This window comes from Gammaproteobacteria bacterium (assembly GCA_036381015.1).
Lineage (GTDB): Bacteria > Pseudomonadota > Gammaproteobacteria > Steroidobacterales > Rariloculaceae > ZC4RG20.
This window is the reverse complement of sequence record DASVDR010000029.1, coordinates 179,722-200,195: the sequence shown is the minus strand read 5'-3', so window position 1 is coordinate 200,195 and position 20,474 is coordinate 179,722. Positions and strand designations below refer to the sequence as shown.

Genomic DNA, 20,474 nt, shown 5'->3' with positions numbered 1-20,474 from the left:
CATACCGGAGGCCGTTCAGATGCTTTTCATCGTCCAATTCGAAGACAAGCCCGACGTCGGCGAGCTGCGCCAGAAGCTCTTTCAGGAGCATCTCGCGTTTCTCGACAGCCGCAAGGACCGCGTGCTCGTGCCCGGCGGCCTCCGCGAGGTGCCGAGCGACCGTCCGGTCGGCGGGTTGTGGATCGTCGACGCGGACGACGAGGACGGCGTCAAGGCGATCTTCGAGGACGATCCGTTCTGGACGAACGGCCTGCGGGCGAGCTACCGGATCAATCGTTGGGTGAAGGCGTTTCCGGACCGGAAGGTGCCGATCTGATCGCAGCGCCCGGCTCGGCGGGCGTCTCCGTTCGGTCGCCGCGTTTCTCGTCGACCTCGAGCACGCGACCGTTGACCGCCTTGACCTCGACCTCCGCGCCGACGGGCGGCACCGCGGCGCCCGGCGCGCTGACGCGCGCTCGCCAGCGCTCCATGCCGATCCGCACTCGAATCTCGCCGCTCGCCTCGTCGCGGTCGACGACGCGGCCGGCCGCTCCGATCAAGTGGTCGTTCGCGCCGGGTGCCGGCTTTGCCGGGCGCTCCGGCTTCGCCGGGCGCTCGCCGCGCCGGGCGCGGCTCGCCTCGAGGCGCGCCTTCAACGGCTCGGCGAGCACGATGCTCGCGAGGTAGCCGCCGCCGATCAGCACGACCGCGGCCAACAACAATCCGCTCAAGAAATCGAGTGTCATGGGCGCTCAGTCTATTCATGCGGCGCGGAGGATGCGACGCCGTTTCGGCCGGACGGCGCCGGGGCGGAAGCGATGCCGCTTGGTCCGGAGGCGGATGCGATGACGCTTCGTCCGGAGAGCGACGGCACCCGCGCGACGGCAATGCGGCGCCGCGAAGCCGCCGGGTTGCTTGACTCGGCGGGCACCGGGCGAACAATGTGAACGATCGGAGGTCCGCTGATGCGCCGTTCGCCCGTTCCCGTCACCCGCGCCGCAGCCGTCGTCGGCCTGCTCGCAGCGCTCGCCGCCGGCCTGGCCGGTGCTCAAGGTTTTTTCCGGCGGGTCGCGCCGAAGCCGATCGATGGACCGCCCGAGGCCGAGTTCCACATGGCGCGCCTCGCCTACGACACCGGCGGCGGCTGCGCGGGTTCGCGCGGGTGGTGCAATCCGTGGTGGGCGATCGATTACCCGTATGCGGAAGCGCACATCCTGGCCGCGCTCTCGCGGATGACGCGTCTGCAGGTCGCCGAGGACAGCCGCCACGTGACGCTCGACGGGGACGAGCTTTTCGATTATCCGTGGCTCTTCGTGCAGCAGGTCGGTCAAGGCAACTGGCGGCCGACGCAAGCCGAGGCCGCGCGGCTGCGCGAGTACCTGATGCGCGGCGGCTTCCTCGTCGTCGACGATTTCCACGGTCAATACGAATGGTATGCCTTCGAGGGCGTCATGCAGACCGTGCTGCCCGGACGGCCGATCGTCGACATCCCGCAGGACGACATGCTGATGAACATCCTGTTCAGTCTCGACGAGCGCACGCAGATCCCCGGCGAGCGCCACCTCGGCTGGGAGCGAATGCAAGGCCCGCCGCACTGGCGGGGCATCTACGACGACGACGGCCGCTTGATGGTCGCGATCAACCACAACATCGACATGGGGGATGCATGGGAGCATGCGGACGACCCCCACTACCCCGCGCCGATGACGGCGACCGCCTACCGCTTCGGAGTGAATTACGTCATCTACGCGATGACGCACTGACCTGCGCCGGCTCCGCGATCTGAGCCGCGACATCCGACGAAATACGGCGTTCCCGGACGGCGCTGCGCGGCGTTTCGGCGTCCACCCGCCCGTTGCAGTCCCTTTCGGCGTCAAGCGGTGAATTCAGCGCTTGCGTTCAGTTTCACGTCCCCGCAGGATATCGCCGTCCTCCAAGAGCCGATTGCAAGCCGATTTTGCAGGGAATATCGCCGGAAATGCGGGCTCGCGCCGGCGCGGCGCGTCGTTCTGCGCGTGCCGCTCGAGTTGCGACAAGACGCGCCGCGGCGTGGCTCGTCCTCGTCGTCGCCGCCCTCGCGCTCCCGGTCGAGGCGGCTACGCTCGCCTCCTGGAACATTCGCCATCTCGGGCACGGCGACCACAAGCGCTTCGACGTTCTCGGCGCCGTCGTCGAGCGCGCGTCGTTCGACTTCGTCGCCGTGCAGGAAGCGATGACGGCCGAAGGCGTCGACGCTCTGGAAGCGGCGATCGAGCGCGCGACCGGCGTCGAGTGGGAGACGATGCGTTCGCACGATCTCGGCCGCGGGTCTTACAAGGAAAAGTACGCTTTCCTTTGGAACCCCGAGGTCATCGAGTACGTCGACGGCGCGGTCGTCTATCTCGACGTCACCGATCGTTTCGCTCGCGAACCTTTCTCCGCACGCTTTCGGATTCGCGACTCCGGGCTCACGTTCGTCGCGGCGACGGTTCACGTCTTTTACGGGCACGGAGTCGCCGATCGCACGCCCGAGATCGCAGCGATCGCCGAGTACTGGCGGTGGCTTCGCGAGATCTATCCGGAGGAAGCAGACCGCATCGTGCTGATGGGCGACTTCAACCTCGCGCCGCAGCACCCGGCGTGGGCCGCGCTTCGCCCCCACGCGAGGCCGCTGATCGTGGAAGGCGCCACGACGCTTTCGAGCGTCGACGGCCGCTTCGCGAACCTCTACGACAACATCTGGATACCGGTCAGGCACCGACTGCCGATCGCCGGCGCCGGCATCGTCGCCTTCCCCGCGGCCGTCGGGCTCACGCACGCAGAAGCCCGGCGCGACGTCTCGGACCACGCGCCGGTTTGGGTTTGGCTGGATGCCGCGGAGCATCGCGATTCGGCCGCCCCGTTCGTCGGCCCTGCCGGCCGAGAGTAGAGTCGTCGTGAACGATAAGGCGGAACGTACGTGAGCGACCGCATCGCGCCGTTCCGGCCGGCGACTCCGGACGACGCGCCGCAAATCTGCGCAATCTACAACCACTACGTCGTCTCGACGGTCGTCACGTTCGAGGAAGAGCCGGTGGCCGCGGCCGACATGGCCGCACGGATCTCCCGCGTGAGCGAGACGTTTCCGTGGCTGGTCGCGGAGCGCGACGGCTCGATCGAAGGCTACGCGTACGCCTCGCAGTGGCACACTCGGTGCGCCTATCGGCTTTCGGTCGAAAGCACGATTTACTTGCGGCCCGACTGCGGCGGCCGCGGGCTCGGCAGCGCGCTCTATCGCGCGCTGATCGACGAGCTCCGCAGCCGGGGGCTGCACTGCGTGATCGGCGGCATCGCGTTGCCGAATCCGGCGAGCGTCAGGCTTCACGAGAAGCTCGGCTTCGAGAAGGTCGCACATTTTCGCGAGGTCGGCTTCAAGCTCGGCCGATGGATCGACGTCGGCTACTGGAAGCTGATCCTCGGACGTGACGCGTGACGCGTAACGCCGCTTCGCCCCGTCGCGGCACGCGCGAGCTCGCAAGTTACGCCCAGTCGAGCGACCGTGCGACCGGCTACGTCCAGTCGAGCGATCGTGCGACCGCCTTGCGCCAGGCGGCGTAGAGACGCGCTCGATCCTCGTCCGACATCGACGGAGCCCAGCGCCGGCCTTCACGCCACTGCCTTCGCAACGCCTCGCGGTCCGGCCAGAATCCCGCAGCGACGCCCGCGGCGTACGCCGCGCCGAGCGCGGTCGTCTCGAGAACCTCGGCGCGCACGACCGGCACGCCGAGCATGTCCGCCTGGAACTGCATCAGCAGGTCGTTCGCCGCCATCCCGCCGTCGACGCGAAGCTCCCGAAGCTCGATGCCCGAGTCCTGCTCCATCGCCTCGACGACCTCGCGCGTCTGATAAGCCGTGGCCTCGAGCACCGCGCGCGCGAAGTGGCCGCGGTTCGCGTAGCGCGTGAGCCCGACGATCACGCCGCGCGCGCTCGAGTTCCAGTGCGGCGCGAAGAGGCCGGAGAACGCCGGCACGAAATAGACGTCCCCGTTATCCGCGACGGTGCGCGCGAGGGGCTCGATGTCGGCGCTCTTCGCGATCAGGCCGAGGTTGTCGCGCAGCCACTGCACGGCGGAGCCCGCCACGGCGATCGAGCCTTCGAGCGCGTAGCATGCGGGCTCGGCGCCGAAACGGTACGCGACGGTCGTGACGAGACCGGCCTTGGACGATACCGGCGACGTGCCGGTATTCATCAGCAGGAAGCAACCGGTGCCGTAGGTGTTCTTCGCCTCGCCCGGCGCGAAGCACGTCTGCCCGACGACCGCGGCCTGCTGGTCGCCGAGCAGACCGGCGAGCGGCACGCCGCGCAGCGGATCGATCCGAATCTCGCCGTAGATCTCGCTCGACGACGCGATCCGCGGCAGCAGGCCCCGTGGAATCCCGAATGCTTCGACGAGCGCGTCGTCCCAATCGAGCGTGGCGAGATTCATGAGCTGAGTGCGGCTCGCGTTAGTGACGTCCGTGACGTGCAGGCCGCCTGCGGCCCCGCCCGTCAGGTTCCACGCGATCCACGTATCGATCGTGCCGGCAAGCGCCTTGCCCGCTTCGGCGGCCGCCCGGGCGCCGGGCACGTGGTCGAGCAGCCACTTGAGCTTCAGTGCGCTGAAGTAGGTTGCGAGCGGCAGGCCGGTGATCGCGCGGAAGCGGTCGACTCCGCCGTCACGGGCGTATTCCGCGACGTCCCCATGGACGCGCGTGTCCTGCCAGACGATCGCGTTCGCGAGCGGCGCGCCGCTGGCGGCGTCCCAAAGCACGGTGGTCTCGCGCTGATTCGTGACCCCGACGGCCGCGACGTCCGCGGCGGTGGCGCCGGCCTGCGCGAGCGCGTCCGCGACGACGTGCTCGGTGTTGCGCAGGATCTCGAGCGGATCGTGCTCCACCCATCCCGGCTGCGGGCAGATCTGCGCATGCTCGCGCTGCGCGATCGAGACGATCGCGCCCGATTCGTCGAAGAGGATGAAGCGGCTGCTCGTCGTGCCCTGGTCGATCGCGCCGACGTAGCGGCTCATCGTCGAGCCCCGGTCTTATTCGTCCTCGGGCAGCGCGAAAGCGAACAAGGCCGTACCCGCGGCGATCGTCACGTACTGACGGCCGTCTACGGCGTAGCTCATCGGCGCGCTGTTGATCTGGCCGCCGAGCGATGCCTTCCACAACAGCTCGCCGCTGCGGGCGTCGAGCGCGAAGAAGTAGCCCTCCCGGCCGCCGCCGAAGAGCAGGTCCCCCGCCGTCGTGAGCACGCCCGCCCACGTGATGTTCGTCATCCGGTGCTCCCAGACCGGGTCGAGCGTGTCGGGATCGTACGCGCGCACGACACCGTACGCCTCCTCGTCGTTGTTGAAGAAGGGTTCCAGGTTGACCTGCCCCATCGCGGTCTGCCGGCGGTTGACCCCGACCCCCTGCGGAAACTCGCCGAGGATCGCGATGATTCCCGAGTTCTCCCAGTGCGAGACGTAGAAGAGGCCTGTGCGGGGGCTGAACGACGGCGCGGCCCAGTTCGTGGCACCGTGCACGTGCGGCCGCACCAGCGTGCCTTCCGGAGTCGGCTCGATACCCGGCGTGCGCAGCGGGCGCCCGGTTTCGTCGAAGCCCGCCCACCAGTTCGTCTTCACGTACGGCTTGCCGTGGAGCAGCTTGCCGGTGTCGCGGTCGAGCACGTACATCAGGCCGTTACGGTTCGCCCAGAGCATCACGCGGCGCGGCTCGCCGCGCCACTCGATGTCGGCGAGCACCGGCACCTGCGTGGAGTCGTAATCGAGCTCGTCGTGAGGCGTGAACTGGTAATACCAGGCGAGCTCGCCGGTGTCCGCATCGAGCGCGACGACGCAGTTGCTGTAGAGGTTGTCGCCGAGGCGGGTGCGCCCGTCCCAGTCCGGCGCCGGATTGCCGGTGCCCCAGAACGCGAGGTTCGTCTCCGGATCGTACGCGCCTGCATTCCAGACGGCCGCGCCTCCGGTCTTCCACGAGTCTCCGGACCACGTGTCGTGGCCGGGCTCTCCGGGACCGGGGATCGTGTAGAAGCGCCATGCTTCCTCGCCCGTCTTCGCGTCGAACGCCGCGATGAACGCGCGGATCCCCATGTCGCCGCCGGCCGTGCCGACGACGACCTTGTCCTTGATGACCGTCGGCGCCATCGTGATCGAGTAGCGCTCGCCGGCCTCCGCCACCTTCGTCTTCCACAGAAGCTGGCCGCTCACCGCGTCGATGGCGAGAAGGTACGCGTCGATCGTGCCCATATAGAGCGTGTCGCCGAGGATCGCGACACCGCGGTTCACGCGGCCGCAGCACAAGCGCGCCTCCGGCGACGGCTCGTGGTGATACGTCCAGAACACCCGCCCGGTGGCCGCATCGAGCGCGACGACGTCGTTCGGCGCCTGCACGGTGTAGAGCACGCCGTCGACGACGAGCGCCGTGGCCTCGAATTTCTCGAGCGAGCGCGCCTGCCACACCCACGCGAGCTCGAGCTCATCCGCGTTGTCGACGTTGATCTGGTCGAGCAGGCTGTAGCGCTGGTTCGACAACGTGCCCGAGTAGCTCAGCCAGTTCCACGGCTCGCGATCGGCGTTCAGGATCCGCTCGAACGTGACCTGAGCCTGAAGGGGCATCGAGGCGGCGAGCGCTCCGATCAGGAGCGGCGCTCGAATACCGCACACGTGCGCGATCAACGTAATCATGGCGCGTCCTCCCCGTGCAGCGTGGTCAGGTAGCTCACGACGTCGGCAATCTCCTGAGCGGTGAGCTCGCCGCGATACGACGGCATCGGAGTCTCCGCGAAGCCGTAACGGACGAGCTCCGCCTTCTCGAACGACCGCAGCCGCTCGTCCGGACCGATGAGCTGGACGGTATACGTATCATGATTCAGCAGGCGGCCGGTGATCGGCTCTCCGCCCTTCGGAACGACGGTGTAGGAGCGGTTGGCCGGGAGCACCTCGGCCGCGGGCTCGAGCAGCGACTGCTCGAGCTCGGCCGCGCGGCGCACGAGGCCGATCCCGCTCAGGTCCGGGCCGAGCCGCGAGCCTCGGCCGCCGACGCGATGACAGTCGAGGCACCCGCCCTTTCCTTCGAAGATCGCGCGGCCCCGCGCCGGGTCGCCGGCAGCCGCCGAGCCCGCTCCCTCCGCCGCCATCGAGCGCAGGTAAGCGACGATGCGAAGGGCCTCCTCCTCGGATATTCCCGGCGTTGGCGGCATCGGAGTGTTCGGGATGCCGTTCAGGATGATCGCGGCGATCTCCTCGTCCGAGTGCGGCCTGCGGAACACGCCGCGGCCGAAGTCGATGCCGGCGATGAGGTTGCCGTCCGGGCCATGGCACGGCGCGCAGCTGGTTTGGTACGCGCGCGCCCCGTTCTCGATGTCGTACGCCGTGGCATGCTGCGCGACGGCCGCGCGGGCGGCGAGCAACGCCGCGGCGGACCCGAAGAGGATCAGAATGACGAACCGCATCGTGACCTTGCACCTCGCTGAAGCCGTCTGCCGCGACTCGGCATGCCGGATACTAACCGTCCGCGCGCTTCTACGGCAACGCGAGACGGTCGCGGGAATTGAATTGCCGACGGCGGCAAACGAGAATCGAAGCGGTTGGTCGTCCCGCTCCGTCTTGTCTTCAACCCCGGCGAGCTGCCGCGTGAGCGGGCGCGACCGGCGGGAGCGGCACGCCCGGTTCGGTGCTTCCCGATAACTTCCCGAGGAGCTCGAGATGGAGCTGTTGCTTTCTTGGCTGATCCTCTCGGTCGCCGTGTGGCTGACGGCGGCCATCCTGCCGGGGTTTCACGTGAAGAGCTTTGGCAGCGCGATCCTCGTCGCCGCGATCTTCGGCGTGCTGAACTTCCTCCTCGGCTGGCTGCTGTTCGCGGTGTTCACGGTCGTGACGTTGGGGATCGCGTACCTGCTCGCGTTCATCACGCGCTGGATCATCAACGCGATCCTGCTCGTGCTCACCGACAAGCTCACCGACCACCTGCACCTCGACGGCTTCGGGTGGGCGCTCGGCGGCGCGCTGATGATGTCGGTGATCGGCACGATCGGGGAGTGGCTGGTGCGGAGCGTGTTCTAGCTCGCTCTCGCCGGCGCGGTGCGGACGCTCGAGGACGCGCTCGAGAGCTTTCCGGCGGGTCCGGCGGCGATCGGCGCGGCGCCGGACCGCATCGACCCGCTTTACTCGAGCCGATAGATACGGACGTTCCCGCGCTCGGTCGGGATCTCGGCGACGCGCACCCTCCGGTCGTTGAGGATGACGCGCGGCTCCGTGCGCTCGAGGGGCCGGCCGAGCAGCCGGTCGAACTGCGGAGCGTCGTAAAGCGCGACCCCGTGCTCGGAATCGCTGCCGGCAATCCGCTCGCCGCGGATCAGGAGAGCAACGGCCGCTACGGCGACTAGCGCCGCGGCCGAGACGGCGACCACGAAGTAGCGGCCCGGCGCGCGGCGCTTCGATCCGGCGACATCCAGGCGCCTCCGAAAGGCGTCCGCACCGCCGGGCGGGGGATCGAGCTGCTCGAACAATCCGTGCCGATCAATGCTCATCGCCATCCAGTCCTTCGGCCGCGAGCCGCTCGCGCAAGATCGCGAGCGCGCGCGTGCGCCGAGACCCCACGGTGCCCTCGCGAACGCCGAGCGTCGAGGCCACCTCGGCGTAGGTCATCCCGGCGATCTCGGTCAACAATAATACTCGCTTGAGCTGCGCCGGCAGCGCTTCGAACGCGTCTCGCACGGGCTTCGAGATCGTGTCCCGGCACGTGCTCTCGCCGGCGATCTCCGGCACCGACGCGAGCCCGACCATGCGCCAGAGCTTGTCGCGGCGACGCCGATTGCTCGCGAGGTTCAGAGCCGTGCGGAAAAGCAGGCCTTTGACTCCGTCGGCTCGAACATCCTCCTTGCGCCGCCAGCATCGAAGAAATGCTTCCTGCACGACGTCCTGGCTCTCGGCGGCATCCCAGAGGACACGGTAGACCACGTTGTAGAGCGGCTTCTCCAGCGCGCGATACAGCTCGATCCACAGCGCCTTGTCGACGCCCCCCACGTCGGCAGCCTCGAGCCGGCTCTACTCGGCGGCCGGCCAGTTGACGATGTAGAACAGCGTGCCGTCGATGCCTCCGGGCGTCTGAATGGTGTTCTCGCCGAGCACGAGGAACTCGCCGCGATTCAGCGTCACGTTGAGATTCAGCTCTTGTGCGGTCTCCTCCACTCGGGTGGTCGCGAAGACGTTGACGTTTCCGGCATTGTCGAGCTCCGGCTCGAATCTCTCTCGGATGGTCAGCCGCATGGCGATCTCCGCGCTCGCCGTGTCGCCCTGGACGTAAGCTCTCTGCCTCACGGTGAGCGGGCGGCCCTCGACCTCGCCTTCCTGACCCGATTCCGTCACGAGCGTCGCCGTGCCGAGCACGCGAAACGTCAAATCGCCGTGCACGCGCTCGAGCTCGGCGAGCACGTCGCTCAGCATGCTCGGCGTGTCGCCGGCGGCCTCGGCCGCAGGGCTTCCGAGCACGGCCCAGTAACGGAGCCTCGCACTCGGCGACACGTCCGTTTGACGTGCCGCGACGGCAGCGAGGAGCTGCTCGATCTGCGCCTGCGTCGCGGGGGCGGTGTCGACGACGATTTGACCGGTCGGCAGCAGCTCCACGCGTCCGAACGCGGTGCCGGGCCCCGCGAACGCCGGATCTCGGACCAGAATTTCGTTCAAGGCCTCGTACACCTCCCGTTGATATTTGAAGTCCACGTCGTAGACCTTTATCTCGGCCCTGACGACGCTCGCGAGCAAAAGCCCCAGGCACACCACGGCGACTCGCACGATCGACATCGTCTTCCTCCCGATGCGGCACACGCCCATATATACACGCGACGTTCGGGATTCCTTCCCGGCAGCGAGCGCGTTGCGCCTCGCTGCGCCGCGGGAGGCCGTCTCGCCTGAACTCGAACCGGCCGGACGTTCCGCTGAGGGCGCGAAGTAGGTTACTCGCCGCGCGAGGCGTAGCGCTCCACCCACGCGGCCATCTCCGCCGACACCGGACTGCTTTCCGCGCGCAGCCCGGCGACGACGCCGAGCTTGTCGGCGTGCGGCCGATTCTGGCTGACCTTCCATTTGCCCTCGAGCTTCGCGAGCGGAATCTCGATGCCGACGAGACGTTCGATCATGCGCTCGACGAAGTCCGGCGGCGCATCGGCCACTTTCCAAGCCGGCGAGCGACCCGTTTCGTGGGTATCCGTGAGCCGATTCAAGTGCTCGAGGAGCCATGCGGAATCGTCCACGACGCGCGGGATCCCATGGGCGTGCACGACGACGTAGTTCCACGTCGGCACGACCCGGCCGTGAGCTTGCTTGCTCGGATACCAGGACGGCGAGATATAGGTATCCGGACCGTGAAAGACCACTACGGACGGAAGCGTCCTCGAAAAGGCTCGCCATACCGGGTTGGCTCGGGCGACGTGGCCCATCAGCGTGCCGAACGTTCCGCGCGATGGATCCACCAGGAAGGGGATGTGGTTGACGATAAGCTCGCAGTCGCCCGGCGCGGCCCACGTGCCGAGCGGGTGCGCGCGAATCAGGTCGTAGAGGACCGCCTGGTCGGTCTCTTCGTGAGGCTTCGGAATGTACATCGGGATCTCCCGGCTCTGAGGCGACGCTGCTCCCCCCTACCTAATGAAACACACCTGCGGGAAAGCCTTCATCGGGTGCTTGTCGTTCGGATCCGGACCATTCATCGCGGGCCTCCTTCATCTTCACTGCCGAACCGTGCGGGAGAGAAATTCCGAGCAGGCTCGACGACCAATTGAACGTATGCGCAGCCATCTGTTGCGCCGCGCCAGTAGTTAGCGACTTTCACCAACCGCATCGCGCCCCCCGATCCCCGGCGGCGCCCGTTTTCTTCGTCCACTCAGCACGTTACGCGCGTGCCCGCGCGTCGGCACAGTCCTTGGAAAGAGGGACCGCCATTCACAGGGAGCCAACCATGACACACATCTCTCGAATCGCCTTCGGCACGCTCGCCGTCCTGTGCCTCTCGCCGGCGGTTGCCGAGGAAGACTCATCCGTCGTCGCGCTCGCCGACGGCCATCACATCATCCGGCCGTATCGATCGGCAGCGGACGTCTTGGACCGATACGCCGGCCGATACGAGACGCCGACGGGCGTCGCGTTCGCCGTGATTCACGAAGCCGGTACGTTGACGATCGACGTCCCCGCGAGCTTCGGCCTGCTGACCTTACGACTGCATCCAGAGGACGAATCCGGATCGTTCAGGACCGATGCCGGGCGCGTGGTCTTCCGAACCGACGCCGCGGGACGCGTCACCGGATTCGCGTTCCACAACGCGGGCGCCGTGGAAGCGATCGTCGCGCGCAAGGCGCCGATGCCCCGCGGCATCGTGACGATTCACGATCTGCCGACCGCAGCCGCCGCGGTCGCGCAGTCGGACTGAGTCGGGATCGGCCGCGAGTGGGTGCATGCGGACGGAGGGCTCAGGCGGCATCGTGAAAGATGACGCCCGCCGTGTACCGCGCGCCGGACCGGATGCGGCTGACGCCGTGACGCATCGTGACCCGAGAGGGACCGCGCTTGCCGGGCACGGGCCGTTGGCTCACCGCAAACAGGACCGCATCGCCTCGCTCGAGCGGCACGACCTCGGCCCGGGACTGCATCCGCGGACGCTGCTCCGTCAAGACGAATTCGCCGCCGGTGAAATCCCGTCCGGGCGCCGACAGCAGGATCGTGACTTGAATCGGGAAGACATGCTCGCCGTAAAGATCCTGATGGAGGCGGTTGTAGTCGCCGGCCTCGTAGCGAAGCAGCAGCGGCGTCGGCCGCTGCTGGCCGGCCGCGTGACAACGCGACAGAAATTCTTGGTGCGTCGCCGGGAAGCGCACGTCGACGCGCATGGCCTCGTGCCACCGGTTCGCGACCGGAACGAGACGCGGATAAATTTCGCTTCGCAGCTCCTGGATGATGCCGGGCAACGGGTATGCGAAGTACTTGTACTCGCCGCGGCCGTAGCCGTGCCGGCTCATGACGATTCGGCTGCGAAACAGGCGATCGTCCGTGTACGAGCGCGCCAGCGCGTCGCACTCCTCGTCGTGCAGCAACGCGGAGATCGTCGCGCAGCCTCTTTCGTCCAGATCTCGAGCGATCCGCGCCCAGTCGGCCGTTTGCACGCGGCGCGCGATCTCGAGCGAGCGCCGGCTGGCCCGCGCCCCTGCGGCCGCCGCGCTCACGGCCGTCCTTCCCCGCGACCCACGCCGCGATCGCGCGCAGCCACGCGACGAATTGCGGAAAGCGCCAAGCTCGATCGACGCATGATTCAGCCCTCGTTGCCGAACGTCACGCCAAGCATGCCTCGGCACGGCCGCGGGCGCATCCCGCGTCTGGCTCTCGAATCGGACGGGCTTTCACTTGCAGGTCCGCGCGGGCCGGCGCGCCCACCGGATCGGGGCGGCACGCGCTCGCACCTTATTCTTCGATCGATGCCCCGTCACACTCCGAACGTATCGCAGTCCTCGGGCCGGCCGCTCCGAAGGCCGGTCTCGAGCCAGCGCCGGCGCTCGTCGGACGAGCCGTGCGTGAACGCGTCCGGCGTGACCCGTCTGCCGGCGTTACGCTGAAGGCGGTCGTCCCCGATCGCGGCTGCGGCCGCGAGACCTTCGGCGACGTCGCCAGGCTCGAGCACGTGCTGCTGCCGGTTCGCGTGATGCGCCCAGACGCCCGCGTAGCAGTCCGCCTGCAATTCCATCGCCACGCTGAGGCGATTCGCGTCGGTCTCGCTCGAGCGCGCCTGGAGCTCGCCGACCTCCCGGGAGGTGCCGAGCAGCGTCTGCACGTGGTGCCCGATCTCGTGGCCGATCACGTACGCGGCGGCGAAGTCGCCGGGGCCTCCGAGACGCGCAAGCTCGTCGAAGAACGACGTGTCGAGGTAGACGCGCCGATCGCCGGGGCAATAGAACGGCCCGACCGCCGCGCTCGCGTAGCCGCACGCCGAGCCGACGGCGCCCTCGAACAACGTGAGCTCCGGCGGCTCGTAGAACGCGCCGCTCTCCGCGAACAGCGCGCTCCAGACGTCCTCGGTGCTCCCGAGGATCGCGGCGACGAAGGCGCCTTCCTCGTCGCTTGGCGTTCCGCTCGCGGGCGCCGGATCCGACGCGTAGTCGCTCCCGCCGCCCATCAGCAGATTCACCGCCTCCGGCCCGCCGATCAGGAACGCGATCACGAGCATCACGATCACGGCGATGCCGCCGCCGCGCCCGCCGAGGGCGAGCGGCATGACGCTTCGACCACGTCCCCGTGCGTCGCGCACGTTTTGGCTGCGCCTGAGTCCCCGCCACCGCATCGCCGTTCCCGCCGTCTTTCGGGCAGATCGCCCCGGGAAGCAAGAACGGTGCCACGGCCGGGAGCGGCGTCACGGCCTGCTCCGCGCGCCGCCGCGAGCTACATGCGCTCGACGGTTCCGATCCCGAGCAGACCGAGACCGGTTCGCAGCGTGCGCGCGGTGAGGTCGCTGATTCGAAGCCGGCTCGCCCGCGTGGCGTCGTCCGACGCCGTGAGCACCGGGCAGCGCTCGTAGAACACGTGATACGCCGACGCGAGGTCGTAGAGATAGTTGCAGAGCCGGTGCGGCTCGAGCGTCTCGCCGACGCTGCGGACGGTCTGCGGGAATTGCAGGAGCTTCAGCACGAGCGCCCGTTCGGCGTCGTCGCCGACGACGATCGGCCCGGCGCTCGGAACGTCGAGCCCTTGCGCTTCCGCCCGGCGGAAGATCGAGCGGATCCGCACGTAAGCGTTTTGCAGGTACGGCGCCGTGTTGCCCTCGAAGGCGAGCATGCGGTCCCAGTCGAAAACGTAGTCCTTGATGCGCTCGCTCGACAGGTCGCCGTACTTCAGCGCGCCGACTCCGATCACGTGCGCGACGCGACGCTTCTCGTCCTCCTCGAGATCGGAGCTCTTCTCGTTTACGATGGCATACGCGCGCTGCTCCGCCTCGTCGATCACGTCGGCGAGGCGAATCGTGTCGCCGGAGCGCGTCTTGAACGGCCGGCGGTCCTTGCCGAGGATCGTGCCGAACGGCACGTGATCGAGCCGCACGCGGTCGTCGGCCCAGCCGGCCTGGCGAAGCGTCCGGAAGACCATCGCGAAGTGCTGCGACTGCCGGGCGTCCGTCACGTAGATGATGCGATCCGCGTGCAGCGTGCGTAGGCGATAGCGCGCGGCCGCGAGGTCGGTGGTGGCATAGAGATAGCCGCCGTCGCGCTTGCGCACGATCATCGGCAACGGCTCGCCGTCGCGGCCCTTGAAGCCTTCCGGATAAACCACGAGCGCGCCTTCGCTCTCCTCGAGCTGCCCCGCGCGCTCGAGGTCCGCGACGACGGCATCGAGATCGTCGTTGTACGCGCTCTCGCCGCGATACTCGAGGTGCTCTCGATCGATGTCGAGGCGCTCGTAGGCTTCGTCGAAGTGCCGTTTCGAAAGCTCCACGAACCGGCGCCACAGCGCGAGCGTTTCCTCGTCGCCGCTCTGCAGAGCGACGACGCGGCGCCGCGCGCGCTCGGCGAACTCGTCGTCCTCGTCGAAGCGCCGCTTCGCGGCTTGATAGAACGCGTTGAGGTCGCCGATTTCCCGGCGCTCCGCCGTCCCGGACTCGATCAGGTGCTGGATGAGCATGCCGAACTGCGTGCCCCAGTCGCCGAGGTGGTTCTGGCCGATCGTCTCGTGGCCGAGGAAGCGCAGCACCCGCGCGATCGCATCGCCGATTATCGTCGAGCGCAAGTTGCCGACGTGCATCTCCTTCGCGACGTTCGGGCTCGAGTAGTCGACGACGACCCGCTGCGGAGGCTCGGCCCGCGGCACCCCGAGGCGCTCGTCGGCGTGCATGGCGGCGGCGAGGCGCCCGAGAGCGGCGGCGTCCAGCGTGAGGTTGACGAACCCCGGCCCGGCGATCTCCACCTTCGAGAAGAGATCCGCGGCGTCGAGCGCCTCCACGATCTTCTGCGCGACGTCCCGCGGCTTCTGCTTCACCTGCTTCGCGAGGCTCATCGCGACGTTCGCCTGGTAGTCGCCGAAGCGCGCGTCCCCGGACGGACGCACGAGCGGGTCCGTCTCCGCGTGCTCGTCGCCGAAGGCCTTGCGGAGGGCGGCGCGGAAGCGCGCCTCGATTTCGTCGTGGAGGTCGGTCATAGGACGCGACATGGTCCACGCGGGCCGGTGCGGGGTCAATCACAGGGACGCAGTGCGCGAATCCGGCACGGATTCCGTCGCCGCCCGGCGCAGCCCGGTCGAAGGCTTTGCGCACGCGACCCGCTGGTCTCCGTCCCGTCGCCGAGGCTATGCTCGTTCCTTCACGAAGAATAGCGACGCAGCCGACTCCGGTCGGCAGCGAGAAGGGGGGATACGCGAGCATGCAGAAAGAATTCGTCGGGCGCGTGACCCGGACGCGCCGAGCGCTGCTCATCGATGCGGGGAGGCTCGCGGGCCTCTGCACTGCGGCCGCTCTCGGCCCATTGGCCACGGCCGTGCCGAAGGCTTTCGCCCAGCCGGCCGCGGCTCCCGAAGCCGAAGCCAACGCAGGCTCGCGCCTCGTGCTGCTCGGCACGCAGGGCGGGCCGGGCGTGAACCTGCGGCGCGGCCAAACCGCGAGCGCCGTCGTCGTCGGCGGCCGGCCGTACCTCGTCGACTGCGGCTACGGGACGGTGCGGGCGCTGGTCGAGAGCGGCCTCGGATATCGCGACGTTCATCACGTCTTTCTGACGCACCTGCACGACGACCACACCCTCGACCTCGCGGCGTTGATGTCGCTGCAATGGACGGGCCGCGGCACGGTGCCGACGAACGTCTACGGCCCCTACGGTACCGCGGCGCTCGTCGCCGCCGCGCTCGATTATCTGGGGCCGAATACCGAGATCCGCACGATCGACGAAGGACGATCGGTGAACCCCGAAACGCTGTTCCACGGGCACGACGTCGCGGCCTCCGCCACGGCCTCGGACGTGTTCGAGGACGAGCGCGTGCGCGTCTCCTGCATCGAGAACACCCATTTCCCGGAGGCGGCGAAGGCGCAAATGCGCTTCCGCTCCGTCGCCTATCGGCTCGATACGGCCGATCGGTCGTTCGTGATCGCGGGAGACACGGCGTACTCGGAAAACCTCGTCGCGCTCGCCCGCAACGCGGACGTCTTCGTCTGCGAGGCCGTCGACGTGGCGCAGCACGCGCGACTGGTCCGCCAGGCCGCGGAAGCCGACGAGAAAGGCGACCCGAACGCGGCGTTTCTGCACCACGTCGCGGACACGCATTCGACGACCGAGCAGGTCGGCCGGATGGCGGCCGAGGCAAACGTGAAGACCGTCGTGCTGAACCACCTGCTGCCGGGCTCGAGTGGTCCGCTGGCCCGCGAGCTGCCCGACACCGCCTATATCGACGCCGTACGGAAGTTCTTCGACGGTCCGGTCATCGTCGGGCGCGACCAGATGCGGCTCTGACCTCGCCCGGCTCGAGCCTCGCCCTCACTCGGGCCGCGCGCCGCAGCCCTTCCGGGCTTCGTCGAAGCCGTCGAACAAGCGGCCGGCATTCTCGCCCGCGAGCGATTGAAGCCGATGGGCTTGCCCCTTTTCCACGGTGTAACGAGCGACGGCGCCCTTGGAACGCAGCACGTCCGCTTCCCGCTTCATCTCGTCGTGCCACATGTAGGGATCGGATTCGCCGACGTACATGAAAACGCACATGCCGGCGATCGCGTCGAGCTTCTCCTCGCTGGGCCGCCACATGTATCCCGGAAACGCGGTGACGGACCGGAAGTACCGCGGGTTCGCCGCCGCGACGTGAAAAGCCGCGATCCCGCCGTTCGACGGCCCGGCGACGTGAAATCGGCCGCCCTCGACGTGGTAGTCCGCGAGGATGCGGTCGAGAAACGCCGGAAAGATGCGCGCGCCGCCTTCGAAGAAGAGGCCCTCGGCCGGTGCGGCGGGCGCGATGACTAGGTAGCCGCGCTTCTCCGCCTCGGCTCGAAGGTTGCGGCGCAGCAGGCCGTCCACCGTCTCCATCGTCTGCGGTCCGCCGCCGAAGGCGAGGATCGCCGGATACGTCTTTGCCGGATCGAAGCCGTCGGGGAGCACGACCTTGTAGTGCACGGTGGTGCCGTTCACGGTGGCCGTTCTTTCGACCACCTCCCCCTTCGCACCCGCCGCAGCGAGCATCGCGAACGCCGCGGCGCAGCAGAGCGCCGGCAGCCGGTTCCCGCTGGATCGCTTCATCGACAGCACCTTTCTCCCGCCCGGTGGGAAGTATACGCCGCTATTTCGACATCTCCGCGATCTGATCGTCGATCAGCGAGGCGTCGCCGAGCGGACCATGGTCCGGCACGACGTGCAGCGGCTCGAGCGCGGCGAGCTTCTCGAGGATGGCGACCCAAGCCTCCGCGCTCGATCCTTCGGCAAACCGCGCCGGCGGTCGGTCCTTCATCGCGAGGTCGCCGCTCAGCAGCGTGCGGTCCTCCTCGACGAAGATCTGCTCGTCGCCTTGCGTGTGCGCGGGACCGAGCCACATCAACCGGGCGTGAACGCCGCCGAGGTCGAGGCGGTATTCGTCGTCGAAGAGAACGTCGGGCTCTCGGAACTCCACGTCGTCGAGGTAGGCCGCGAAGCCCGGCCGCTGCTGGAACCGCTCGACGATGCGTTCCCCGTCACGCTCGAGCTCCTGCTGCTGCACGCGCGGTCGAATGAGGACCGTATCGGCCGGAAAGCCTGCGTCGCCGGCCGCGTGCTCCGGATGAAAGTGAGTCGTCGTCAGGTACAGCTTCCCGCTGTTGGAGAGGCGTTGCGCGATCTCGGCGACGACGGCGCCGTTCCGCGGGCCCAGGCCCGTGTCGACGACGAGCGTCCCGTCGTCGCCGACGACGATGCCGATGTTCGGCCAAGCCTCGATGACGTAGACATGCTCCGAGACGCGCGTCAGCGAATCCTCGGGTACGGCCGGATCGTTCCCCTGCTGCGCAGCGGCTTCTCCGGCCGCCGCGAGCCCCAAGGCAATGAGTGCGCTCGAGCGAAAGAGCCCGCTCTTCTTCGACATGGACGTTACCTCGCGATGGACGTTACCTCGCGCCGACAGTGGCCGAGCTCAGTGTACGCCGGTTCTTCGCGGCTGCAGCGCCCCGGCGCGTCACTCCGCGCGCGGCCGCCGTGCAGCCGCCGCTTCGCGGCGCCTTCGGCCGCCCTCGGAGAGGAGCGGCGCTCAGGCTCGAAGGCGGTCGATGTCGTCGCGGAGCTTCGTGGAATCGTCGGTGACGATGCGCTCCAGCACGCGAACCCGCTCTTCGAGGCCTTCGATGGCCCGATCGCGCGCTTCGACTCGAGCCTGAAGCTCCTCGAGTCGCCGGCTCAACGCCGTATCCTGCTCGTTCCGCGCTCTCGCGTGCCGGAGCTGCAGCCAGCGCATCAGGAACAAGAACGTGCAGACGATTGCCGTGATCGGAACCAGAATCGTCACCAAGCCCGGCACCATTCCCATCGGCGTACCTCCCTCGTTTCGGTGCGGCGCCTCCGCGCTTCGAGATTCGAAAACCGGCAGCACGGTCCGTGCCAAGCGGCATGCGACTCCAACCCGTTGATCCTTCGAAGATCTTCCTTTTCGACCGGTCCGCGCCGTTGCGCGGCGCCTCATTGATTGGCGATTTTCGCCAGCCTCTTCAGCGCCCCTCACGACGCTCGCGCATGGCTACCGCCCGCCCGCTATCCGAGCCTCGCCTCTTGCCGAGTCGGCTCGAACAGCTCGATCGGATTGCCGGAGGGATCCTCGACGATGATTTGCTTGCCGCCGACGCCCGTCACGATCTCGTTGCGGAAACGTGCGCCCGCTTGGCGCAATTGCTCGACCTCCGCCGCGATGTCGCGAACCTCGACGGCGAACCGGTTCCATCCGCCGGGCTCCTGGCGAGTACCGTCCGGCATCGGCTGTCCGCCGCCGCCCGCCGGGTTCGGAGCGCTCAGCACGAGACGAAGATCGCCGCGCGAAAGCATCGCGAACACCGGAGCAGGATGCAGGTCGAGCTCGAAGCCCAGCAGCCTCGTATAGAACGCGATCGCAGCATCGACGTCGTGAACGATATAGCGGATCTGGACTGTCGGCATGTCCTGCCTCCCTGATCTGCGGGCGAAGGCGCTGCGTCTCTCGGAACGCACGCCCGGGGAGGGATTATCGCGCGTCTTGCCGGCCCGGCGGCAAGCCGCGCTCCGCCGCGGCGTCCGCGACCCGGCGCATATCGCCGCCCACGCGCGTTTATTAACGAAGCGGAACGGTTAACGAAGAAGACGATAACCGTTTACTACTTGACCCGCGAGGCCCCGGAACCGAAGTTCGGCAGCGTGGATGCCGCTCGGGAACAAGCATCGACGTCCGCGGCCGACGGGGCGATCTTTCGCTTCGGGGACTTCGAGCTGAACGCGGCGCGCCGGGAGCTGCGCCTTCACGGACGAATCGTCCTCCTCCCGGCGCGCGCCTTCGATCTGATCGTCCTCCTCGTCGCGAACCGCCACCGCATCGTCGGCAAGGACGAGATTCTCGGCGCGCTTTGGCCGGATGCGGTCGTCGGCGACGGCGCGCTGCAACGCGCGATCAGCGGCGCACGGGCCGCCCTGAGGACCGGCGGCCTCGGTGGAGCCATCCGCAACCACGCGCGGCGCGGATATCAGTTCTCCCCCGAGTGGATGCGCTATCATGCTCCGCACGGCCCCGGAGAGCGTCAGCGGGGCCCGGACGATTAGGACGACGTTCGCAACGTTGGAGAGAGGACCTCCGTTGGCCCGCGCGACACACGGAACGAGTCGTAGGACCGTCGAGCTCATCACCCTTCTCTGCTTCGCCGCCGCGCTCGACGGATGCGGCCCGGCGGGCGAATCGGAAACCACGGTCTCCGTCGAGCAGCAGCAGCGGCTGCGCGCCGAGAGCCAGGCCTATGCGGATCGAGGCATCGAGCAGCTCGTCCGCGACGACGCCGCACTCGCGCTCGGGCAGCAGCTCTTTGCCGCGCACTGCGCGTCGTGCCATGGCGAGAACGGAGAAGGCCGCCCGGGCGTCACCCGCCTCGCCGCCGGCCCGCACAACTATCCGATCACGGTCGAGTCCATCCGGTCCACGATCGCGAACGGCAGGCGGGGCACGATGCCTGCGATGGGCCAGCTGCTCGGCGAGGTCGAGCTGGGTCAGGTCGTCGCGTACATCCGATCGCTCCCTTCCGCCGACCCGCTTTCGGAGGACGAGAAGCGCGGCCGGCAGCTCTTCACCGAGCACTGCGCCCGTTGCCATGGCGACGACGCCCGCGGCAAGGCCGAGCTCGGCGCCCCGAGCCTCGCGGACGACTACTGGCAACACGGCGACTCGATGATGAAGATTCGGCTGGCGGTCACGCGAGGCGTCGAGACGCAATGTCCGGCGCACGCCGGCACGCTGACCGCGGCGGAGATCGATCTATTGACCGCGTTCGTGCTGGGCCTCGTGCCGGGGCCCGACACCGGCAGCTAGGCG

Annotated in this window: 24 protein-coding genes; 9 read left to right on the top strand and 15 right to left on the bottom strand. The window is 68.4% G+C overall.

Going from position 1 to position 20,474, the window contains the following annotated elements; all coding sequences use genetic code 11:
- Positions 1–19: 19 nt before the first annotated feature.
- Positions 20–316: a YciI family protein gene (locus VF329_11535; protein HEX7081637.1), complete on the top strand. Its 297-nt coding sequence runs from the start codon at positions 20–22 to the stop codon at positions 314–316.
- On the opposite strand, the gene VF329_11530 is transcribed toward VF329_11535, so the two are convergent.
- Complete coding sequence (locus VF329_11530; GenBank protein HEX7081636.1) at positions 270–725, bottom strand: NfeD family protein; 456 nt, start codon at positions 723–725, stop codon at positions 270–272. The two genes, VF329_11535 and VF329_11530, sit on opposite strands and share 47 nt — an antisense overlap.
- 219 nt (positions 726–944) lie before the next feature.
- Between VF329_11530 and VF329_11525 the strand changes: the two genes are divergently transcribed.
- The 3 genes from VF329_11525 (at position 945) to VF329_11515 (ending at position 3,430) form a co-directional block, all read left to right on the top strand.
- The gene (locus VF329_11525; GenBank protein HEX7081635.1) at positions 945–1,742 is read left to right on the top strand and encodes a DUF4159 domain-containing protein; all 798 of its coding nucleotides are present in this window, start codon (positions 945–947) and stop codon (positions 1,740–1,742) included.
- Between the two features lie 215 nt (positions 1,743–1,957).
- Complete coding sequence (locus VF329_11520) at positions 1,958–2,887, top strand: endonuclease/exonuclease/phosphatase family protein (protein ID HEX7081634.1); 930 nt, start codon at positions 1,958–1,960, stop codon at positions 2,885–2,887.
- A gap of 30 nt (positions 2,888–2,917) precedes the next feature.
- A complete protein-coding gene (locus VF329_11515) occupies positions 2,918–3,430 on the top strand; it encodes an arsinothricin resistance N-acetyltransferase ArsN1 family B (protein HEX7081633.1) in 513 nt (170 codons plus the stop codon).
- Positions 3,431–3,506: 76 nt separating this feature from the next.
- Here the strand turns inward: VF329_11515 and glpK are convergent, their stop codons facing one another.
- The 3 genes from glpK to VF329_11500 are packed head-to-tail and all read right to left on the bottom strand — an operon-like array spanning position 3,507 to position 7,432.
- The gene (glpK, locus tag VF329_11510; protein HEX7081632.1) at positions 3,507–5,003 is read right to left on the bottom strand and encodes a glycerol kinase GlpK; all 1,497 of its coding nucleotides are present in this window, start codon (positions 5,001–5,003) and stop codon (positions 3,507–3,509) included.
- Positions 5,004–5,018: 15 nt separating this feature from the next.
- Positions 5,019–6,665, bottom strand: coding sequence for a PQQ-dependent dehydrogenase, methanol/ethanol family (locus VF329_11505; protein ID HEX7081631.1), 1,647 nt, complete (start codon positions 6,663–6,665; stop codon positions 5,019–5,021).
- Positions 6,662–7,432, bottom strand: a complete 771-nt coding sequence (locus tag VF329_11500; GenBank protein ID HEX7081630.1) for a c-type cytochrome — start codon at positions 7,430–7,432, stop codon at positions 6,662–6,664. The genes VF329_11505 and VF329_11500 overlap by 4 nt, the downstream gene beginning before the upstream one ends.
- Positions 7,433–7,685: 253 nt before the next feature.
- On the opposite strand from VF329_11500, the gene VF329_11495 reads away from it, so the two are divergent.
- On the top strand, positions 7,686–8,042 hold the full coding sequence (locus VF329_11495; GenBank protein HEX7081629.1) for a phage holin family protein: 357 nt from the start codon (positions 7,686–7,688) through the stop codon (positions 8,040–8,042).
- Between the two features lie 101 nt (positions 8,043–8,143).
- On the opposite strand, the gene VF329_11490 is transcribed toward VF329_11495, so the two are convergent.
- From VF329_11490 to VF329_11475, 4 genes are all read right to left on the bottom strand, one after another.
- Positions 8,144–8,515 (bottom strand): hypothetical protein, encoded by a 372-nt coding sequence (locus VF329_11490; GenBank protein HEX7081628.1) that lies wholly within the window; start codon positions 8,513–8,515, stop codon positions 8,144–8,146.
- Complete coding sequence (locus VF329_11485; protein HEX7081627.1) at positions 8,499–9,005, bottom strand: sigma-70 family RNA polymerase sigma factor; 507 nt, start codon at positions 9,003–9,005, stop codon at positions 8,499–8,501. Before VF329_11485 ends, VF329_11490 begins: the two co-directional genes overlap by 17 nt.
- A 21-nt stretch (positions 9,006–9,026) precedes the next feature.
- Positions 9,027–9,782: a hypothetical protein gene (locus VF329_11480; GenBank protein HEX7081626.1), complete on the bottom strand. Its 756-nt coding sequence runs from the start codon at positions 9,780–9,782 to the stop codon at positions 9,027–9,029.
- 152 nt (positions 9,783–9,934) lie between these two features.
- Positions 9,935–10,579: an FMN-binding negative transcriptional regulator gene (locus VF329_11475; GenBank protein ID HEX7081625.1), complete on the bottom strand. Its 645-nt coding sequence runs from the start codon at positions 10,577–10,579 to the stop codon at positions 9,935–9,937.
- Between the two features lie 353 nt (positions 10,580–10,932).
- Between VF329_11475 and VF329_11470 the strand changes: the two genes are divergently transcribed.
- On the top strand, positions 10,933–11,400 hold the full coding sequence (locus VF329_11470) for a hypothetical protein (GenBank protein HEX7081624.1): 468 nt from the start codon (positions 10,933–10,935) through the stop codon (positions 11,398–11,400).
- A 40-nt stretch (positions 11,401–11,440) separates the two neighbouring features.
- Here the strand turns inward: VF329_11470 and VF329_11465 are convergent, their stop codons facing one another.
- From VF329_11465 to argS, 3 genes are all read right to left on the bottom strand, one after another.
- Complete coding sequence (locus VF329_11465) at positions 11,441–12,190, bottom strand: 2OG-Fe(II) oxygenase (GenBank protein ID HEX7081623.1); 750 nt, start codon at positions 12,188–12,190, stop codon at positions 11,441–11,443.
- 257 nt (positions 12,191–12,447) lie between these two features.
- On the bottom strand, positions 12,448–13,299 hold the full coding sequence (locus tag VF329_11460; protein HEX7081622.1) for a neutral zinc metallopeptidase: 852 nt from the start codon (positions 13,297–13,299) through the stop codon (positions 12,448–12,450).
- Positions 13,300–13,397: 98 nt separating this feature from the next.
- Complete coding sequence (gene argS / locus VF329_11455; protein ID HEX7081621.1) at positions 13,398–15,140, bottom strand: arginine--tRNA ligase; 1,743 nt, start codon at positions 15,138–15,140, stop codon at positions 13,398–13,400.
- A gap of 221 nt (positions 15,141–15,361) precedes the next feature.
- Here argS and VF329_11450 point away from each other — a divergent pair, with 221 nt between their 5' ends.
- Entirely contained in the window at positions 15,362–16,438 is a 1,077-nt protein-coding gene (locus tag VF329_11450; protein ID HEX7081620.1) for an MBL fold metallo-hydrolase, read from the top strand.
- 24 nt (positions 16,439–16,462) lie between these two features.
- On the opposite strand, the gene VF329_11445 is transcribed toward VF329_11450, so the two are convergent.
- The 4 genes from VF329_11445 to VF329_11430 all read right to left on the bottom strand — a co-directional run bounded on the left by VF329_11445 (position 16,463) and on the right by VF329_11430 (position 19,081).
- Complete coding sequence (locus tag VF329_11445) at positions 16,463–17,209, bottom strand: alpha/beta hydrolase-fold protein (GenBank protein HEX7081619.1); 747 nt, start codon at positions 17,207–17,209, stop codon at positions 16,463–16,465.
- A gap of 40 nt (positions 17,210–17,249) precedes the next feature.
- A complete protein-coding gene (locus tag VF329_11440; GenBank protein ID HEX7081618.1) occupies positions 17,250–18,023 on the bottom strand; it encodes an MBL fold metallo-hydrolase in 774 nt (257 codons plus the stop codon).
- Between the two features lie 162 nt (positions 18,024–18,185).
- A complete protein-coding gene (locus tag VF329_11435) occupies positions 18,186–18,461 on the bottom strand; it encodes a hypothetical protein (GenBank protein ID HEX7081617.1) in 276 nt (91 codons plus the stop codon).
- Between the two features lie 221 nt (positions 18,462–18,682).
- A complete protein-coding gene (locus tag VF329_11430) occupies positions 18,683–19,081 on the bottom strand; it encodes a VOC family protein (protein HEX7081616.1) in 399 nt (132 codons plus the stop codon).
- Positions 19,082–19,279: 198 nt separating this feature from the next.
- Here VF329_11430 and VF329_11425 point away from each other — a divergent pair, with 198 nt between their 5' ends.
- Positions 19,280–19,714 (top strand): winged helix-turn-helix domain-containing protein, encoded by a 435-nt coding sequence (locus tag VF329_11425; protein HEX7081615.1) that lies wholly within the window; start codon positions 19,280–19,282, stop codon positions 19,712–19,714.
- A 34-nt stretch (positions 19,715–19,748) separates the two neighbouring features.
- Positions 19,749–20,471 (top strand): c-type cytochrome, encoded by a 723-nt coding sequence (locus tag VF329_11420; protein ID HEX7081614.1) that lies wholly within the window; start codon positions 19,749–19,751, stop codon positions 20,469–20,471.
- Positions 20,472–20,474 lie beyond the last annotated feature (3 nt).

Excerpts from the sequence above, each read along its gene's own strand:
- VF329_11535 (HEX7081637.1), top strand. The coding sequence starts at position 20 with ATGCTTTTCATCGTCCAATTCGAAGACAAGCCCGACGTCGGCGAGCTG.
- VF329_11530 (HEX7081636.1), bottom strand. The coding sequence starts at position 725 with ATGACACTCGATTTCTTGAGCGGATTGTTGTTGGCCGCGGTCGTGCTG.
- VF329_11525 (HEX7081635.1), top strand. The coding sequence starts at position 945 with ATGCGCCGTTCGCCCGTTCCCGTCACCCGCGCCGCAGCCGTCGTCGGC.
- VF329_11520 (HEX7081634.1), top strand. The coding sequence starts at position 1,958 with ATGCGGGCTCGCGCCGGCGCGGCGCGTCGTTCTGCGCGTGCCGCTCGA.
- glpK (HEX7081632.1), bottom strand. The coding sequence starts at position 5,003 with ATGAGCCGCTACGTCGGCGCGATCGACCAGGGCACGACGAGCAGCCGC.
- VF329_11505 (HEX7081631.1), bottom strand. The coding sequence starts at position 6,665 with ATGATTACGTTGATCGCGCACGTGTGCGGTATTCGAGCGCCGCTCCTG.
- VF329_11500 (HEX7081630.1), bottom strand. The coding sequence starts at position 7,432 with ATGCGGTTCGTCATTCTGATCCTCTTCGGGTCCGCCGCGGCGTTGCTC.
- VF329_11495 (HEX7081629.1), top strand. The coding sequence starts at position 7,686 with ATGGAGCTGTTGCTTTCTTGGCTGATCCTCTCGGTCGCCGTGTGGCTG.
- VF329_11490 (HEX7081628.1), bottom strand. The coding sequence starts at position 8,515 with ATGGCGATGAGCATTGATCGGCACGGATTGTTCGAGCAGCTCGATCCC.
- VF329_11480 (HEX7081626.1), bottom strand. The coding sequence starts at position 9,782 with ATGTCGATCGTGCGAGTCGCCGTGGTGTGCCTGGGGCTTTTGCTCGCG.
- VF329_11475 (HEX7081625.1), bottom strand. The coding sequence starts at position 10,579 with ATGTACATTCCGAAGCCTCACGAAGAGACCGACCAGGCGGTCCTCTAC.
- VF329_11470 (HEX7081624.1), top strand. The coding sequence starts at position 10,933 with ATGACACACATCTCTCGAATCGCCTTCGGCACGCTCGCCGTCCTGTGC.
- VF329_11460 (HEX7081622.1), bottom strand. The coding sequence starts at position 13,299 with ATGCGGTGGCGGGGACTCAGGCGCAGCCAAAACGTGCGCGACGCACGG.
- argS (HEX7081621.1), bottom strand. The coding sequence starts at position 15,140 with ATGACCGACCTCCACGACGAAATCGAGGCGCGCTTCCGCGCCGCCCTC.
- VF329_11450 (HEX7081620.1), top strand. The coding sequence starts at position 15,362 with ATGCAGAAAGAATTCGTCGGGCGCGTGACCCGGACGCGCCGAGCGCTG.
- VF329_11445 (HEX7081619.1), bottom strand. The coding sequence starts at position 17,209 with ATGAAGCGATCCAGCGGGAACCGGCTGCCGGCGCTCTGCTGCGCCGCG.
- VF329_11440 (HEX7081618.1), bottom strand. The coding sequence starts at position 18,023 with ATGTCGAAGAAGAGCGGGCTCTTTCGCTCGAGCGCACTCATTGCCTTG.
- VF329_11435 (HEX7081617.1), bottom strand. The coding sequence starts at position 18,461 with ATGGGAATGGTGCCGGGCTTGGTGACGATTCTGGTTCCGATCACGGCA.
- VF329_11430 (HEX7081616.1), bottom strand. The coding sequence starts at position 19,081 with ATGCCGACAGTCCAGATCCGCTATATCGTTCACGACGTCGATGCTGCG.